We start from the raw sequence: 16,130 nt of genomic DNA on the forward strand, positions 1-16,130 counted from the left end.
GGGGTGTCGACATCAGAAACCTTGTATATGGGGTGAGCGAAGCCAAGGTTTCCGTGCCCGGCCGCTCCCGGCCCGAACACGTGCACGCCACAGGTCGAGACACGCCGAGGCAGAGCGCATCTATTGTGCACGTGATCAGTTGTCAGGGGAGGGGCGGACTTCCTCGGGCAGTTCGGTCACCGGGACCACGACGACGTCCTCCAGTTTCCAGTCCAGGTCCACGATGCGTTCGCGCAGCTCCTCCAGCTGCCGCACGTCCACGGGGACCGGCGCAGGGCGGGCTCCGGCAGCGTGCGATCCAGTCCCAGCACCACCAGCAGTTCCGCCAGCACTCCGCGGCACCACGAACAGCTCCACATGGAACACGTGCCCCTCGTCCCTCACGCGGGCGCCAGCCTGCGCCACCCAGTTGGTGACCTCCGCGCAGTGTTCCACGTCGGAGATCAACGGGTGGGGCCCGGTTCCCTCCAGCTCGCGAGCGCGGGAGTCGGCCAGGTCAGTGATGGCGGTGGCCACGTTGGACAGACCGTCCTTGAGGATGCTGGCCCCCACGAACAGCGCGGCGGCGGCGTCGAACCACCACAGCCCCAGGCCCACGCCGGCCACACCCACGGCGGTGGCCAGCCCGGTCTGCCAGTCGGCCTTGTTCATGTCCGCGTCCGCGTAGAGCACCTTGTCATGCAACTGCTCGGCCAGCTTGAGCTTCATCCGCCCCAGGATCACGGGCCCGGGTACGGAGAGCAGCATGACGCCGATCATGAACCAGCCCTGCCACACGGTCTGCCCGAACAGGTGGAAGGTGCCGATCGGCGGATGCTCGCCGGTGATCAGCCCCAGCGCGGAGTCCACCACCAGCACGGCGCCCATCACCAGCAGCGCCACGGAGGCCACCAGGTGCCCCACACCCACGGCCCGGTGGTTCCCGTAGGGGCGGTGACGCGAGGGTGGCCTGTTGATCACGCGGATGGCCACCAGAAACGCGATGGGCGGGATGAGCGAGAGCAGGTCCTCGATCCAGGCGGCCCGCATGGCCTGGGAGCTGCCCATCACGATCCCCACCGCGGTGATGGTCAGTGCCATCACGCCCAGGGTCACCCATTCCAGCACGATCGCCTTCTTCACCACCCGCTGCATCTGCGGGGGAAGCTCCGTGGCACCGAACCGCCGCCCTGCTGCAGAGGGTGACCGGCCGTCGTCGGGAAGGTCTGCCTGGTGGCGCTGCTCGCCGCTCACTGCTGGCCCTCCTGATCCAGGTGGGCCTCCAGGGCGCCGAGCATCTGGTTCTCGCCCAGCGGCACGGCCATGGCCAGCTCCACCGGCTCACCGTCCGGCCCGGTGACCTCGGTGTACCCGCGGGTGAGGGCGGCGTGGCTGGTCCAGGGGGAGGAAGTGGTCAGGCCGCCGGCCACCAGGTCCAGATCGCCCTTCTCCAGCGCGGTCATCAGCGACTCCTCGCTGGAGACGGTCCACTCCACCTCAGCGTCATGGGCGGCGGCGAAGCCACGGATCAGCTCGGCCTCCGGCCCGGTGGGCTCGGCCCCGCGGGCGTCCACATGCGGCGGGTGGTGGCTCACGCCGGCCCGCAGGGTGGCCCCGGAGATCGAGTCCAGGGTCCCGTCCGGATCGGCGGGATATCCCGACGACGTGCATCCAGTCAGTGCCAGGCTCACCGCGGCCGCGGCGAGGGTCAGGCGTGCCCGCTTCACCGGATCACGCCCCCGGGGCCGGCGCGCCCAGGTCAGCCATCAGCCGGTGCAGGGCCTGCTTCTGGACGCGGTCCTCCAGAGCCGGGCCACCCAGGGCCTCCACGATCCCGCGGGCGTTGAAGGGCAGCAGGACACGGTGTGCCAGGTCCATCTCCTGGATGCGCAGGGAGGCCCACCGTCCGATCCGGCTCTCCTGGTAGTAGAGGTCGTGCCAGTCGATCGGCCCGTCCTGGACGGCGCTGAGGCCGCTGTACTCGGCGTAGCGCTCGAAGGCCTGGCGGATCAGCGGCTGCTGGCTGAACTCGGTGGGCTGGTACAGGTGGAGCAGTCGGTCCGGGTCCGGGGTGCCTGAGCGGCGCTTGTAGAACCCGGTGCCCACCTCGGCGACCAAGGACATCAGCTCGGTCAGGTCTGAGGGCAGCTGTTCGTGGTAGGCCACGGACAGCCGCCGGAACTGCTGGGTGAGCTTCATGGTCCGCTTGTAGCACTCGCCGAACTCGGTGGGGGAGGACAGGGCCTGCAGCCCGTCCTGGCGCAGGTCCACGATCTGGTGCGGCAGTCCGTAGTGCTGGGCCACCTGACGGGCGGCGGCGGCATCGGCGGCCATGCCCTCGTGGTGGACCGTGGTGTCCATGTAGGTCCAGGTCCATGTCTGATCGGCGGGAAGGTGTGGTGCGGCGGCGGCCAGGCTGGTCCGCGAGTCCGCACCGGCGGTCAGCGAGATCCCCATCCGGGTGCGGCCGGCGCACAGCAGTCGCGCGTGCTCCAGGAAGAGGTCACGGAACCGGGCGTAGGCCTGGTCGGGGTCGCGCACCAGGTCGGTGTCCGGGAACGGGTAGAACCGGCGGTGCTGGGGCTCCTGGCCGGTGCGCAGGTGCAGGGCGTGGTTGGGCAGCAGGGGGAACTCGCCGATGAACGGCGTCTCCATTCCGGGCCAGTAGATGGTGCCCTTGGCCCCGTGGTCCCGCGCCTGGGTCATCAGGGTGCGCAGGGGCTTGTTGACCTCGGCCCCGGTGACCTCGGCGAGCAGATGGGTGTGGCTGGCCAGCACGGTGCCGTCAGTGCTGTGGTGCCAGTACACGGACTGGGTGGCCGCGAAGTCCGGCACCACCAGGAGATGATCGCCTGATCGCAGCAGCGCGGTCCACCGTCCGCCGAGGTAGGCGACATGGCGCAGGGCGCTGTCCAGACCGGACACGGAGAGCACCTTCGCCACCTGCCGGCTGATCGCCTGGGGGTCGGCGGAGCCGGTGTTCAGGTCCACGGGATCTCCGATCAGACCTACGGCGGCATCCCCCTCGGAGGCCGCCGCCCACCGGGTGTCCGGATGACGGTGCAGGTCCAGTGGGCCGAAGCTCTCCTGGACCCAGCCCGGCAGATCGCGGAGCGTCAGGGGACGGTCAGCGGCGACGAAGCCGAACCGGAAGCTCGATCCAGCCGAGGGCCCGTGTGCATCAGTGGAATCCATGTGCCTGAGAGTAGCGGGTGAGCTCTGGGGCTGTGATGAACTCCATGCGAATTCGCCTCCGAACCTGAGCGGATCGGCACGCCGAGGCAGAGGCGGGGGCTCTCCACCCGCTATCCTCGACTACGCTACTGGATTGGCCTATCGGCCGCCGTCTATTGAGGAGCTCACATGCAGGGTACCGTCACGATCATCGGCCAGGGCTACGTCGGCCTGCCTCTGGCCCAGTCCGCAGTCCTGGCTGGCTGGAAGGTCTTCGGTCTGGACGTGACAGCGTCCCTGGTGGATGCACTCAACGCAGGCACCTCCCATGTGGACGACCTCTCCGATCAGGACATCCACACCATGCTGGACCAGGGCTACCAGGCCACCACCGATGCGAAGGTGATCGCCGAGTCCGACGTCGTCGTGATCTGCGTTCCCACCCCGCTGTCCGAGAGCGGCGGACCGGACCTGACTGCCGTGCGCGGTGCCTCTGCCAGCATCGGCGCGAACCTGACCTCCGGCACCACGGTGATCCTGGAGTCCACCACGTACCCCGGCACCACCGAGGACGTGATGATCCCGATCCTGGAAGAGGGCAGCGGTCTGAAGGCCGGCACTGACTTCCATGTCGCCTTCTCTCCCGAGCGCATCAACCCGGGCGACCCGGTCTACGGCGTGAAGAACACCCCCAAGCTGGTGGGTGGCATCAACGAGGAGGCCACCGCGGCTGCGGTCGGCTTCTACAGCGACTTCGTGGACGAGGTCGTCCCGCTGTCCGGCCCCAAGGAGGCCGAGACCGCCAAGCTGCTGGAGAACACCTTCCGCCACGTGAACATCGCGCTGGTCAACGAGATGGCCAAGTTCTGCCATGAACTGGGCATCGACATCTGGGAGGTCATCCGCGGTGCGGCCACCAAGCCGTTCGGGTTCATGAAGTTCACCCCCGGACCGGGCGTGGGCGGCCACTGCATCCCGATCGACCCGAACTACCTGGCCTACCAGGTCCAGAGCGAGCTGGGCTACCCGTTCCGCTTCGTGGAGCTGGCCCAGGAGATCAACAACTCCATGCCGGAGTACGTGGCCACTCGTGTGGGCGGGCTGCTCAACGATCAGGAGCGCTCGGTGAAGGGCTCCACCATCCTGCTGCTGGGTGTGACCTACAAGCCGGACATCGCCGACCAGCGTGAGTCCCCGGCGGTTCCCGTGGCAGACCTGCTGCGGGCCCGCGGCGCCAAGGTGCAGTTCCATGATCCGCACGTGAAGTCCTGGAAGCTCACGGACGAGACCCTGGACGTGGTCCCGGACCTGGACGCCGCGCTGGCCGAGGCTGACATCGTGGTCCTGCTGCAGGCCCACCAGTCCTACGACCTGGCTGACATCGAGTCCAAGGCCCGCGTGCTCTTCGACACCCGTGGCCAGAGCCGCGGCATCCGTCTCTGACCTCCCCGTCAGGACACTGAGAGCATCGTGAGCCGTCCTCGCGCCCTGATCCGCGCCGTCGCAGCGCGACCCGTCCGTCGGGTCCGAGCGGCGGCGCGGTCCGCGCAGGACCGGCTCCTTCCGGCACCGGCCGCCCAGTGGGTGCACCGCACCCACCTGCGGTGGGCCTACGGGCAGGACCGCGTGGAGGTCCGCCCCTCCGGATCCGTCCTGTTCGTCACCAGCAACGGTGCCGGGATGGGCCACATCACCCGGATGCTGGCGGTGGCCAGTGCCCTGCCCCAGGGCACCCCCGCCACGATCCTCACCCTCTCCAAGGGGTACCGCCGGGTCGCGGACCTGGGGATTCCGATCCGGTACTTCCCCTCGCATGACGCCGCCCAGATGAGTCCACGGACGTGGAACGATCTCTTCGGCCGCGAGGTGATCAAGACCGTGGAGGAGCTGCAGCCCTCCGGGGTGGTCTTCGACGGAGCCTGGGTGTACCGCGGTCTGCATGAGGTCTGCCGGGCTGCGGGCATCCCGCTGATCTGGATGCAGCGCGGCTGCTGGCGTGAGGAGTCGGACCGGAAGGCGGTCCAACGTCACCGGGCCGCCACCGTGAGCGACGAGATCATCGTCCCCGGTGACTACGGCTGCCCCGAGGTCGTGGACGTCGGTCCCGGCATCGAGGTGCACCACGTCAACCCGATCACCCTGACCACCGCAGATGAGCTGCTGGACCGGGATGCGGCTTGCGCCGCCCTGGGACTGGACCCCGCAGACCGCCATGTGCTGATCAACCTCGGCGGAGGGACCATCTATGACGGCCAGGAGGCTGCGGTCACCTCGCTGGAGGCCGTCTTGGGACTGGGACAGGACTGGGTGCCGGTCATGACCAAGTCACCCTTGTCCGAGTCCGAGACTGAGGACTCCCGTCTGCGGGTGGTCAGTGCGTACCCCATCGCCCGGTGTTTCCGCGCCTTCGACTTCGCGGTCGCCGCGGCGGGGTACAACACCGTCCAGGAGAGCATCGCCCTGGGCCTGCCCACGATCTTCGTGCCCAATGAGCGGACCGTCACCGATGACCAGGTCCGCCGAGCCCGCACCGCACAGGAGCTCGGCCTGGGGCGGTGCGCCCGCTCCGGTGAGGAGCTGGCACAGCAGATCGCCTCCGTGGCCCGCCTGCTGGACGATCCCGGCCACACCTGGCCGGAGGCACCGGTGCCGGCCGACGGCGCCGAAGCGGCGGCCCAGATCGTCTCTGGAAGACTGAAGCATTCCCCCTCCGCTGAAGGTGACGACGACATCCCATGATGGAACGAGAAGGAACTGTGGAGACCCACTCGACGGCACTCGACGCTGAGGACCTGATCCCGCCCGCCCTGATGGACCTGCTGGGTCCCAAGATGCACGGCCGCATCGATCGCTGGGCCGTGTCAGCCGAGAGCTCGCTGACCGGTGAGCTCTTCGCCCACGCGGCCACTCAGGGACGTCTGAGCTTCGCGCAGCTCCAGGACCAGGTCGAACGCGGAGAGATCGAGGGCATCGACCCCCGAATCCTCTCCCGGATGGCCCATTCCCTGGCCATCCAGCACATCGAGCCGGCCCACGACGACTTCGTGCTGAAGGCCCTGCGCCTGGCCCTGGCGAACCAGCGGCGAATGAGCAGCAACCTCCGATTCCGTCGGCTCCTGGTGGAGATGCTCTACGCCCGTGGTGAGCACGAAGAGGTCCGGCGGATCCTGTCCAAGGACCCGGACCTCTCCGCCGAATTCTCCGGATACCTCCGCGCCGACGCGATTAACCCCTTCGCCACCGACCGCACCGCCGGTCACGAAGCCTGGCTCAAGGCGTTCAACCGCCCCTTCACCGGCAAGAAGCTGGCGCCGCTGCGCGTGGACCCGGACGCGGCCAAGCCCTTCGACACGCTCTGCGCGCCCACGGACGAGGTCATCGAGGGAGGGCCTCTGGTCTCGGTCATCCTGACCACCTACAACCCGGATCTGGGCGAACTGACCACAGCCTTGAACTCGATCCTGAACCAGACCTGGCGCAACCTCGAGGTCCTGCTGATCGACGACTGCTCCCCGGACACCGACCCGGCCGTGCTGGATGCCCTCGCGGCCCAGGACGATCGGATCCGGCTGATCCGAATGGAGCGCAACGGCGGGACCTACCGGGCCAGGAACGCCGGCCTGCGCGCCGCCCGGGGCGAGTACATCACCGGTCAGGACACCGACGACTGGTCCCACCCCCAGCGCCTGGCACTGCAGGTCCAGCACCTCCACGGACGTCCGGACCTGGTGGGGGTGATGACCTGGGCCACCCGTGTGGACGATCGGATGGTGCGAGTGGCACGCGGCCTGGATCCGGACCGCCGGTGCGAGGTCAGCCTGATGGTCCGCCGTGAGGACGCGATCGGGGTCGGCGGCTACCTGCCCTTCCGCAAGGCGGCGGACTCCGAGTTCCGGGAGCGGCTCGAGCGTTGGAGCGGCCGCCCGGTCGAGGCGATGGACTACCCGCTCTACGTGATCCGCCTGTCCTTCGGCTCGTTGTCCCGCTCGGACTTCCGCCCCGGGTGGAACCACCCCATGCGTCGTGGATTCCGGAACGCCTACCGGCATTGGCATGCCACCTCTCGGCCGGAGGACCTGGCGCTGGACCTGTACGGCGAGGACACACGACCGTTCGTGGGACCGGCCAACATGCGCGGCAAGGAGTACCAGCCGAAGCACTTCGACCTGTGCTTCATCGCCGACTGGCGCCGCCCCAGCTCCTCGGTGCGCTCGGCCGTGGACGAGATCCGCGCCTGTCTGGACGCCGGCCTCAGTGTGTCCGTCCTGCAGCTGGACGCACCCTACGGGCTGCTGATGGCCGGAGCCGTACTCGTGGCACCGGTCCAGGAGATGATCAACCGCGGTGAGATCGGTCAGGTCTACGCCCACGGGCCGGACACGGTGGGCACTGTGATCGTGCGTGACCCCGCCGTGATCCACCTCGGTCATCAGGGCGGGCTGGGCCTGTCTCCGGACCGGGTGGTCATGGTCGGAGACGAGGACCTCGCCGGCATGGATCGCCAGATGCAGACCTACATCCCGCGGCGCGCCCAGGAGATGGCCGAGGCGATGTTCCCGGCACCCGTGGAGTGGACCGTCACCCGCAAGGGCGGACTCGAGGCCTTCCAGACCCAGCACGGGGTGCCGGTGTCCGGCTCGTCCTACCCGCTCGTGGTGGGACCACGATGGCATGCCCACCGCCTGCGGCCGGCCCGGACCGCCGGACCGATCGTCGTCGGTCGTCACGCCGGTCTGGGGCCGGTGGATTGGCCCGTGGATGAGCTGGAGATGAGGCAGGCCTATCCCACGGACGGGACTGTGGACCTGCGTCTGATGGGCGAGGCCACTGCCGTCCTGCGCGTCCTCGGAGAGGTGACGCTGCCGCCGTCGTGGGTGGCCTTCTCGGTGGGGGAGATCGATCCGCTGGTCTTCTGGCGAGCCGCGGACTTCCTGGTGAAGTTCGACTCGCGTGGCCGCACCCGTGGCAATGATCGGGAGATGCTCGAGGCGATGGCCGCTGGGACCGTGGTGATCACCGACCAGGAGACCGCGAGGCTCTACCCCGGTCTGGTGAAGATCGCCACGCCCGAGACCGTGACCCAGGTGATGGAGCAGCTGCGAACCGACCCCGAGGAGTACCTGCGACTGGCGGGTGCGGCGCGAGACTACGCACGCGATGCCCACGACGGCCGCCGATTCCTCCGATACGTCAAGAACCACCTGAGCATCAACGATGGGATGAGCGAATGAGACAGTTGAAACGAGTTGCCCCGCTGATGGCTCTGGCGATCCTGCTCATCGCGGTGACCCTGGTGGTGGCCGGGACGGCGGGATCGGTCTCGATTGCCTCCTCCACCTTCTGGATCACGCTGGCGGTGGTCTTTCTGCTGCTGCTGGCCGTGGTCGGTGTGGGTGCCCTGGCCGCACGCCGCATCCTCTACGTCGGCCTGGGGATGGCCCGTCGCCGGGGACGCCCGTACACCCAGATGCTGCACGAGACCCATCAGGCCGTGGCCCAGCCCGGTGGCGGCGCGGCGGGTGCGGACTCGGTGCTGGGTCGGCTGGAGGCCGCCGAACGGCGCCTGTTGGCCTCGGTGGACCGGTCCGGCTTCTCGCAGGAGGACCGCCTGGTGGCCCTGGAGGAGCGCATCGACCGTCTGAGCAGCTCCGTCCAGGACCTGATCACCAATGACAGCCACAAGACCCGGAGGCACGTCACCGAGGAGTCCCGGGAGTCCGTCCGTCAGGTCGAGTCGCTGATGCAGCTGATGCCGCGCGTGGACACCTCCACGCGCCGGTTCCCGGCCTCGGGCGGCTTCGCCATGGATGCGGACGGTCTGCTGACCCTCTCAGACCTGCTGATCGACTACCAGCCCCGGCGGGTGCTGGAGGTCGGCAGCGGAGTCTCCACCTGCTGGCTGGGAGAGTTCGCCCAGCGCACCGGTGGGCACGTGACCTCCCTGGACCACGAGCCGGAGTACGCGGAGAAGACCCGGCGGAACCTGCAGCTGCTGGGTCTGCAGGACGCGGCCGAGGTGATCCTGGCCCCGCTGACTCCGACCGTGGTGGACGGCAAGGAGTACTCCTGGTACTCGACCGCCGAGCTCGGTGAGGTGCGGGACATCGACCTGCTGGTGGTGGATGGCCCGCCGCAGTCCACGGGCGAGTTCGCCCGCTACCCGGCTCTGCCGCAGCTGATCGACCGGCTGGCCCCGCGCTGCATGGTCCTGATGGATGACTTCGGCCGGCCGGAGGAGCACCAGATCCTGGACCGGTGGCTGGAGCAGTACCCCGAGTTCGAGCGGTTCGAGCTGGACACGCTGCGGATCGGCGGGATCATCCGCCGCGGCTGAGCCTTTCGGCCAGGGCCCGGCCCAGTTCAGGGCCCAGGGTGGCTGAGTAGGTGGCGGTCAGGTGGTGCGAGTCGGAGTACACCATCACCCCGCCGATCACCGCCGCGCACTGCTCGGCCGGGCAGATCGAGTCCGTGAAGTCGAGGACCTCCACCTCTCCGTGCAGACGCGCGGCCTCGGCGATGCTCGGCGCACCGCTGTTGGCCACGGCCTCCTCCCGCGGGACGGCACACCGCGTGAGTTCGCCGGGGTTCTCCTCGATGCACTCGGGGATCTCGATCCCGGGGCGCGGAACGTCGTTGAGGACCACCAGGTCCAGACCGGCGTCGGTGAAGGCAGTCCACGCCTGGGCCAGTCCCTGGGACACCGGACGCTCGTCTCCGGGGGTGTACTTCGAGGCACCCACCACCACCAGGTCCGGATCCAGCTCCTGGACCGCCGCCACGGTCTTGGCGCCCCACTCACGGCACTCGGTGTAGTCCGTCTCCACTCCGTTGACTCGCCGGGGGACCGGTGTGGCCAAGGGCGTGCAGGCGGCCTTGGTGATCGTGTGGATCCGCCACCCATGCTCCTGCGCCGCATTCTGCAGGGCGGGCAGCCAGTGCCCGGCGTGCGAATCGCCGATCAGCACCAGGGTGGTCTCGGCCTCGGGCACGCCGTAGGTGCAGTGCCGCGGTTCGGTCTCCTCGAACCCCTGGTGGCACCCGTCCAGCGAGGACTGGGGCCGGTCCTCCGCGGCGTCGGCGGGGGCCGGGCGGATGGCCTCCACCTGGTCCGCAGGAACACCGGCTGCGGGGTCGTCCAGCAGCACTTCGGCCCCCACGCGCTCGCCCTCTGCCACCAGCTCGGTGCTGGTGCGCAGCAGCGGTGGGACCACCACCAGGGCCAGGGCGGTCAGTCCCGCCGTGGCCATGCCCGCAGCTCCGGTCCACAGGGCCACCCGGCGAGGCGCCACGAACCTCCACCGCATGAACGGCCGCTCCACGAACCGGTAGCACAGCCACGCCGGGATGATCGTCAGCAGTGCCAGCGGGATGCCGGCGATCGCGGGCATCCCGTCGTCGAAGACGGAGGCGCTGACGATCACCAGGATCGGCCAGTGGACCAGGTACAGGGAGAAGGAGATGTCACCCAGGAACCTCATCGGCCGCACGGACAGGTACCGGGTGGGCGCCCACGGGACGTGCTCGTGCCCCGATCCGGCCAGGATCACCGCGGCCGAACCGAGCACGGGCAGCAGGGCGGCGGCGCCGGGGAAGGGCGTGCCGGAATGCAGGATGAGGGCGGAGAGCACGACGGCGGCCAGTCCGCCCCAGCCGATCGCGCCTCGCAGCGTGGCGGGGAGGGCAGGCAGGAGAGGGAGCAGGGCCGCTAGGGCAGCCCCGACGGCCAGCTCCCACATGCGGGTGGTGGTGACGAAGTAGGCGGCACCGGGGTTGTCCGCGGTGAGGGAGATCGAGTGCATCAGCGAGACCACGATCACCAGGAGGGACACCACCAGGATGCGCGTGCAGATCACTCGGTGAGAAGGCCTGCGCCAGGAGCCGGTACGGCCGGGGCGGAACTGGGCGGCGAGCGCGGTGATGCCCACAGCGCAGACCATCAGCAGGACCGGCCAGATCAGGTAGTACTGCTCCTCCACGGCCAGAGACCAGTAGTGCTGCAGGGGGCTGGGGGGAGCATCCTGCTGGAGGTAGTCGGTGCTGCCGAGGGCGAACTGCCAGTTGACCACGCTGAACGCCGCCCCCAGGGCGTCCCAGCCCACACCGTTCCACCGGGTCTGCGAGAGCCACAGCACGCAGGCGAGCACGGTGAGCACCAGCACCGTCAGTGCTGCGGGCAGGATGCGCCGGGCTCGCCGGGCGTAGAAGTCCACGAGGGAGACGGTCCCGGTGGAGGACAGCTCACGGATGAGCAGACCGGTGATGAGGAACCCGGAGATGACGAAGAAGACGTCGACGCCCACATAGCCGCCGGGCAGCAGGGACAGCCCTCCGTGATAGAGGACCACGAGCATCACGGCGACCGCGCGCAGCCCTTGGACGTCGGTGCGGAAGTGGGGCTTCGTGCCTGCGGGGGCAGGCGCAGGGAGGGCCGTGGGGGAGGGCGTACTGGTCACAGGGTCTCTGTCGGCTGAGGGGAGAACATACGGCGGGAGTGGTCCCGGGAACTCCTATGAGAGTACCGTGGAGTAGGCGCCGTGCTTCAGCACGCACCAGATGCGGAGAGCGGATCGTGCACGTCGTCGTATCGGTCTCGGGCGTCCAGGACCTCGTCGAAGTGCTCCTCGGCCCACCTCCCCAGCGCGGTGAGCGGTTCGGTCAGGGTCCGGCCCAGAGCGGTGAGCTCGTACTCCACGCGCGGTGGGTTCTCCGGGTAGAAGTGGCGGGTCAGGATGCCGTCCCGTTCCAGCGCTCCGAGGGTGTCTGTCAGGACCTTGCCGCTGATGCCTTGGACGATCTGCTGGATGGCGCCGAAACGCTGTGGGCCGTCCGTCAGGACGATCACGATCATGGCCGTCCACTTGTTCGCGATCCGGGCCAAGGACGTGCGAGACGGACAGGGTTCAGAGAGCACGTTCCACTGGGTGTCGCTCAGTCCTGGGTCCGTCCTCATCTCGTCCTGCCCTTCCTGACGTTGAGGTAACCGGTGCGGTGTTGACACGATCCTCGAGTCGCTGGATCACTCGGATCCGAACATCACTCTAGGAGGACCCATGGATACGCCGAAGTCGTCTGCGCCACCCAGCGCACTCACGGTCGCCACCGAGTACGTCCAGGCGCTGGTCGCCGGTGACGTGGCTGGGGCCATGACCCGTCTGAGTCCGCAGGTGCAGTGGCATCAGCCTGGACAGAACCGCTTCAGCGGAGTGCACCGCGGCCCCGAAGCCGTTGCCGCCGTGGTGGGTGGGATGCACCAGATCAGCGGTGGGACGTTCAGGCTGGAGCTGGCCGGGGACCCCATGGTCAACGGCCCCCTCGTTGCCTGTCCGGTGCGGTTCGCCGGGGAGCGGACCGGGGATCGCCTGGACGTGGCCGGCATGGACCTGCTGACCGTTCAGGACGGGCTGATCACCCAGGTGCGCCTGTTCTCAGAGGATGGAGCAGCCGAGGACCGTTTCTGGGGCCGGGACTGAGGCCACAGGACGATCTGAGGCCTTGTGCCAGCGGGGCAGGGGCTGGTGGGATGGAGTAATGAGCACCCCACAGAACCAGACCCCGCGCCCCGCCTCCATTCCGGACCCGCACGTGAACGTGGATCCGGATCTCAGCGCCGATCCCACCCCGGTCTCCGGAGAGGAGCGCTCGGCGGCGGACTCGGCCCTGGACCGGGAGACGCTCGAGGACTACCTGAACCAGCACCTGCTGGGATCCCGGTCCGGGGTGAAGATGTTCCGCACTGCAGCGGACACCTGGGAGGGGACCCCGTACGCCCACCGCCTGGTCAAGCTGGCCGAGGATGTCGCCGCCGATCAGCAGTCCCTGGAGGAGCTGATCGCACGGCTGGGCATGAAGACGCCGGCGCTGCAGGAGGCCGTGGGCCAGGTGGCCGAGGTGGCCGGTCGGCTCAACCCGGTGAACCTGACACGGTCCAAGGGCAACGGCTGGACACAGGTGGAGCTGGACCTGCTCCAGGGTGCACTCCAGGCCAAAGCGGCCATGTGGGACGTGCTGGCGGAGCTGGCAGACCACACCCCTGAGTTGGACCGGGCTGAGATGGAGCGGCTCTACACGGTCGCCCAGGACCAGCAGGCCGAGGTGCAGAAGATCAGTGAGGAGACCCTCTCCACGCGGTTCCTGGGCGGCACGGACTGATCTGAGCGACCGACAGGGCTCCAGCTCTTCGGGTACCCGTGGGTCGGGCGTAGCGTGACGTGCACGCCATCGAACTGACGGTGGCGGTTCTGGACAAGAGCCCGGTCATGGCCCACGTCGACAAGGATCAGACACGGAAGCACGCGCAGTTCACGTCCCACCCGGGCTCCAGCCACGGAGACGCCCCGGAGCACGAGACCGAGCGGACCCACCCCCTGGTGCATGACAACACCGGGCTCTCACCCTGGTATCGGTTCCTGTGGAGGCTGAAGTACATCGGCTTCGACATCTACTCCACAGCCAGCCGTCAACCGGGCATCAATCCCCGCGAGCAGCTGCGCAGGGAACGCGCGCAGAAGGTGGCTCAGGCGTACCGGGCTCGCGGCGAACAGCCTCCGGCGAGCGTCCGCCACGCCATCGGGCTGGACACCTGAGGCGGTGGCGGCAGCACGTCCTGCCGCCAGCTCACCTCACTCCACCGGCGACGTCGACCGGTGCTTCGCGTTGCCCAGGCCTTCGGCGTCTGCCATGTGGTCCAGCAGCTCCCGTACGGCCTCCTGAGAGGTGGACGTCTCTGTCCATCCCACGGCTCGGCGGATGGCTGAGGTGTCCATGACCGGCACGTTCGCGGCCATGTCCAGCCACCCGGGATCGGTCGGCTGCAGGCGGGCGGCATAGGTCAGCGCCGCAGCCGCGCGGAACACCGTCATCGGCAGCTCGAGGTACCGTTTGGCCCCCAGCAGCTGCCCCATGGTCTGCGCGTCGAGCACCGGCTCGGCAGCCACATTGAACGCACCGCCCACCTTCTGACGCACCACCTGCCAGTACGCCTCGGCCACATCGAACGCGGAGACTGCCTGGAACCGCAGCCCACGCGGGAACGGCAGCACCGGCACCCGCAGTCCATCCACCAGCCCTGGTGGCACCAGATCACCCAGGAAGTAGTCCTTGATCTCCGGCGCCGCTCCGGCCTGGAAGATCAGCCCCGGGCGCAGGCGAGTGACCAGCATGTCCGGGTTCTCCCGTTCCAGCTGATCCAGCAGGTCCTCCACCTCGGCCTTCTGAGCCGCGTAGTGGGAGGTCGGCGTTCCGGTCGTCGGGTGCGCCTCTGACACAGCCCTGTCCTTCGGGCCTGGCCCGTACGCCCCCACGGAGGAGGCGTAGACCAGGTGCGGCACGCCGGCGGACACTGCGGCCTGGAACACCCGCTCGTTCCCGCGCACGTTCACCGCGCGCAGATGCTCGCGGTCCCGGTTGGGTCGGATGACCCACACCAGGTCGATCACCGCGTCGGCACCGCGCATGACCTCCTCGAGCTCCGGCCCGGCGGACTCATCGGACACGTCGATCCGGTGCCACTCCACGTCCTCGTACGGCGGCCCACCACGGTCCGGGCCTTTGCGGGAGATGCCCACAATGGAGTCCACCTCAGCGGCGGTCTGCAGCCTGTACAACAGGGCCGTGCCCACGTTCCCGGTCGCCCCGACCACCACCACGCGCATCCCGGTGCTGCCGGTCAGGTCGGTCATGGCTTGAGCACCACCTTGATGCAGCCGTCCTGCTTCTTCTGGAACAGCTCGTACATGCGCGGGGCCTCATTCAATGGCACCTGGTGGGTGGCGAGGTCCAGCACGCCCAGCGGGTCGGAGGGGTCGTCCACCAGCGGCATCAGGTCGTCGATCCAGTGCTTGACGTTGCACTGGCCGCCGCGCAGGGAGATCTGCTTGTCGAAGATGGTCATCATCGGCATCGGGTCGGCCATGCCGCCGTAGACGCCGCTCATGGAGACGGTGCCGCCGCGGCGCACCGCGTCGATCGAGGTGTGCAGTGCGGCGAGCTTGTCCACGCCAGCGTTCTTCATGGCGAGGCGCCCCACGGCATCTGGCAACATCCCGACGGCGGCATGCGCAGCCCCAGCCACCGGCGAGCCATGGGCTTCCATGCCCACGGCGTCGACCACCCCGTCCACGCCGCGCCCACCCGTGGCCTCCCGCAGGTTCTCGGCCACGTGCTTGCCGATCAGGCCGTCGGCATCCAGCACGGTGACTCCGTGGCGCTCGGCCATGGCCCGGCGCTCCGGGACCGAGTCCACGCCGAACACCTGGTACCCCAGGTGGACTCCGATCCTCGCGGCGAACTGGCCCACGGGGCCCAGTCCCATCACGGCGAGGGAGCCGCCCTCGGGGACTTCAGCGAACTTCACGCCCTGCCAGGCGGTGGGCAGGATGTCCGAGAGGTAGAGCCACTGCTCGTCCGGGCCGGTGTGGGGGATCTTGATGGGGCCGTAGTCGGCGTGGGGGACGCGCAGGTACTCGGCCTGCCCGCCGGGGACGGAGCCGTAGAGCCGGGAGTAGCCCAGCAGTGCGGCACCGGAGCCCTGCTCGCGGACCTGGGTGGTCTCACACTGGGACTGCAGACCGCGTTGGCACATCCAGCAGTGTCCGCAGGAGATGTTGAACGGGATGACCACGCGGTCGCCGGGCTTGATGTGGGTGACCTCGGAGCCCACCTCCTCCACGATCCCCATGGGCTCGTGCCCGATCACATCACCGGCATCCATGAACGGCCCGAGGACCTCATAGAGGTGCAGGTCCGAGCCGCAGATGGCGGTGGACGTGATCCTGATGATCGCATCGGTGGGCTCCTGGATTCGAGGATCCGGGACCTGCTCCACGCTGACGTTGCGCTTGCCCTGCCAGGTGAGTGCCTTCATGGCGTACCTCCGCTCCGTGCGCACCGGGTGGGGTGTTGGCGGTGGCCGGACCTGCCGGCACTTCTGGCGCGCACTATAGGACTGACGCTAGAAGCGAGGGAGGGGGCTTGTGAAG

14 protein-coding genes are annotated in these 16,130 nt (G+C 68.9%); 7 read left to right on the forward strand and 7 right to left on the reverse strand.

The features are described 5' to 3' along the window. Nucleotides 1-135: 135 nt before the first annotated feature. From ACEXHE_RS05655 to ACEXHE_RS05665, 3 genes are all read right to left on the reverse strand, one after another. Nucleotides 136-1,134 carry a cation transporter gene (locus tag ACEXHE_RS05655; protein ID WP_374785249.1) on the reverse strand — a complete coding sequence of 333 codons (999 nt, stop codon included), beginning with the start codon at nucleotides 1,132-1,134 and terminating at the stop codon, nucleotides 136-138. A gap of 95 nt (nucleotides 1,135-1,229) precedes the next feature. Beyond that, nucleotides 1,230-1,706, reverse strand: coding sequence for an ABC transporter substrate-binding protein (locus tag ACEXHE_RS05660; RefSeq protein WP_374785018.1), 477 nt, complete (start codon nucleotides 1,704-1,706; stop codon nucleotides 1,230-1,232). A 4-nt stretch (nucleotides 1,707-1,710) separates the two neighbouring features. Then, nucleotides 1,711-3,174 carry a hypothetical protein gene (locus tag ACEXHE_RS05665; protein ID WP_374785019.1) on the reverse strand — a complete coding sequence of 488 codons (1,464 nt, stop codon included), beginning with the start codon at nucleotides 3,172-3,174 and terminating at the stop codon, nucleotides 1,711-1,713. 168 nt (nucleotides 3,175-3,342) lie between these two features. On the opposite strand from ACEXHE_RS05665, the gene ACEXHE_RS05670 reads away from it, so the two are divergent. The 4 genes from ACEXHE_RS05670 to ACEXHE_RS05685 are packed head-to-tail and all read left to right on the forward strand — an operon-like array spanning nucleotide 3,343 to nucleotide 9,487. After that, the gene (locus ACEXHE_RS05670; RefSeq protein WP_374785020.1) at nucleotides 3,343-4,596 is read left to right on the forward strand and encodes a nucleotide sugar dehydrogenase; all 1,254 of its coding nucleotides are present in this window, start codon (nucleotides 3,343-3,345) and stop codon (nucleotides 4,594-4,596) included. A 27-nt stretch (nucleotides 4,597-4,623) separates the two neighbouring features. Beyond that, a complete protein-coding gene (locus ACEXHE_RS05675; protein WP_374785021.1) occupies nucleotides 4,624-5,892 on the forward strand; it encodes a glycosyltransferase in 1,269 nt (422 codons plus the stop codon). Nucleotides 5,893-5,909: 17 nt separating this feature from the next. Then, a complete protein-coding gene (locus tag ACEXHE_RS05680) occupies nucleotides 5,910-8,384 on the forward strand; it encodes a glycosyltransferase (protein WP_374785022.1) in 2,475 nt (824 codons plus the stop codon). After that, complete coding sequence (locus ACEXHE_RS05685) at nucleotides 8,381-9,487, forward strand: O-methyltransferase (protein ID WP_374785023.1); 1,107 nt, start codon at nucleotides 8,381-8,383, stop codon at nucleotides 9,485-9,487. The genes ACEXHE_RS05680 and ACEXHE_RS05685 overlap by 4 nt, the downstream gene beginning before the upstream one ends. Here the strand turns inward: ACEXHE_RS05685 and ACEXHE_RS05690 are convergent. Continuing rightward, nucleotides 9,471-11,606 (reverse strand): acyltransferase family protein, encoded by a 2,136-nt coding sequence (locus ACEXHE_RS05690; protein ID WP_374785024.1) that lies wholly within the window; start codon nucleotides 11,604-11,606, stop codon nucleotides 9,471-9,473. The genes ACEXHE_RS05685 and ACEXHE_RS05690 overlap by 17 nt on opposite strands. An 86-nt stretch (nucleotides 11,607-11,692) precedes the next feature. Further along, complete coding sequence (locus ACEXHE_RS05695) at nucleotides 11,693-12,103, reverse strand: winged helix-turn-helix transcriptional regulator (RefSeq protein ID WP_374785025.1); 411 nt, start codon at nucleotides 12,101-12,103, stop codon at nucleotides 11,693-11,695. 100 nt (nucleotides 12,104-12,203) lie between these two features. Here ACEXHE_RS05695 and ACEXHE_RS05700 point away from each other — a divergent pair, with 100 nt between their 5' ends. The 3 genes from ACEXHE_RS05700 to ACEXHE_RS05710 all read left to right on the forward strand — a co-directional run bounded on the left by ACEXHE_RS05700 (nucleotide 12,204) and on the right by ACEXHE_RS05710 (nucleotide 13,736). Continuing rightward, a complete protein-coding gene (locus ACEXHE_RS05700) occupies nucleotides 12,204-12,623 on the forward strand; it encodes a nuclear transport factor 2 family protein (protein ID WP_374785026.1) in 420 nt (139 codons plus the stop codon). A gap of 58 nt (nucleotides 12,624-12,681) precedes the next feature. Further along, nucleotides 12,682-13,302, forward strand: coding sequence for a hypothetical protein (locus tag ACEXHE_RS05705; RefSeq protein WP_374785027.1), 621 nt, complete (start codon nucleotides 12,682-12,684; stop codon nucleotides 13,300-13,302). Between the two features lie 107 nt (nucleotides 13,303-13,409). Next, on the forward strand, nucleotides 13,410-13,736 hold the full coding sequence (locus tag ACEXHE_RS05710) for a hypothetical protein (RefSeq protein ID WP_374785028.1): 327 nt from the start codon (nucleotides 13,410-13,412) through the stop codon (nucleotides 13,734-13,736). Between the two features lie 36 nt (nucleotides 13,737-13,772). On the opposite strand, the gene ACEXHE_RS05715 is transcribed toward ACEXHE_RS05710, so the two are convergent. After that, nucleotides 13,773-14,804 (reverse strand): NAD-dependent epimerase/dehydratase family protein, encoded by a 1,032-nt coding sequence (locus tag ACEXHE_RS05715; RefSeq protein ID WP_374785250.1) that lies wholly within the window; start codon nucleotides 14,802-14,804, stop codon nucleotides 13,773-13,775. A 23-nt stretch (nucleotides 14,805-14,827) separates the two neighbouring features. Next, nucleotides 14,828-16,015: a zinc-dependent alcohol dehydrogenase gene (locus ACEXHE_RS05720; RefSeq protein WP_374785029.1), complete on the reverse strand. Its 1,188-nt coding sequence runs from the start codon at nucleotides 16,013-16,015 to the stop codon at nucleotides 14,828-14,830. Nucleotides 16,016-16,130: the final 115 nt, after the last annotated feature.

The organism is Micrococcus sp. IITD107 (assembly GCF_041927415.1).
GTDB lineage: Bacteria > Actinomycetota > Actinomycetes > Actinomycetales > Micrococcaceae > Citricoccus > Citricoccus terreus.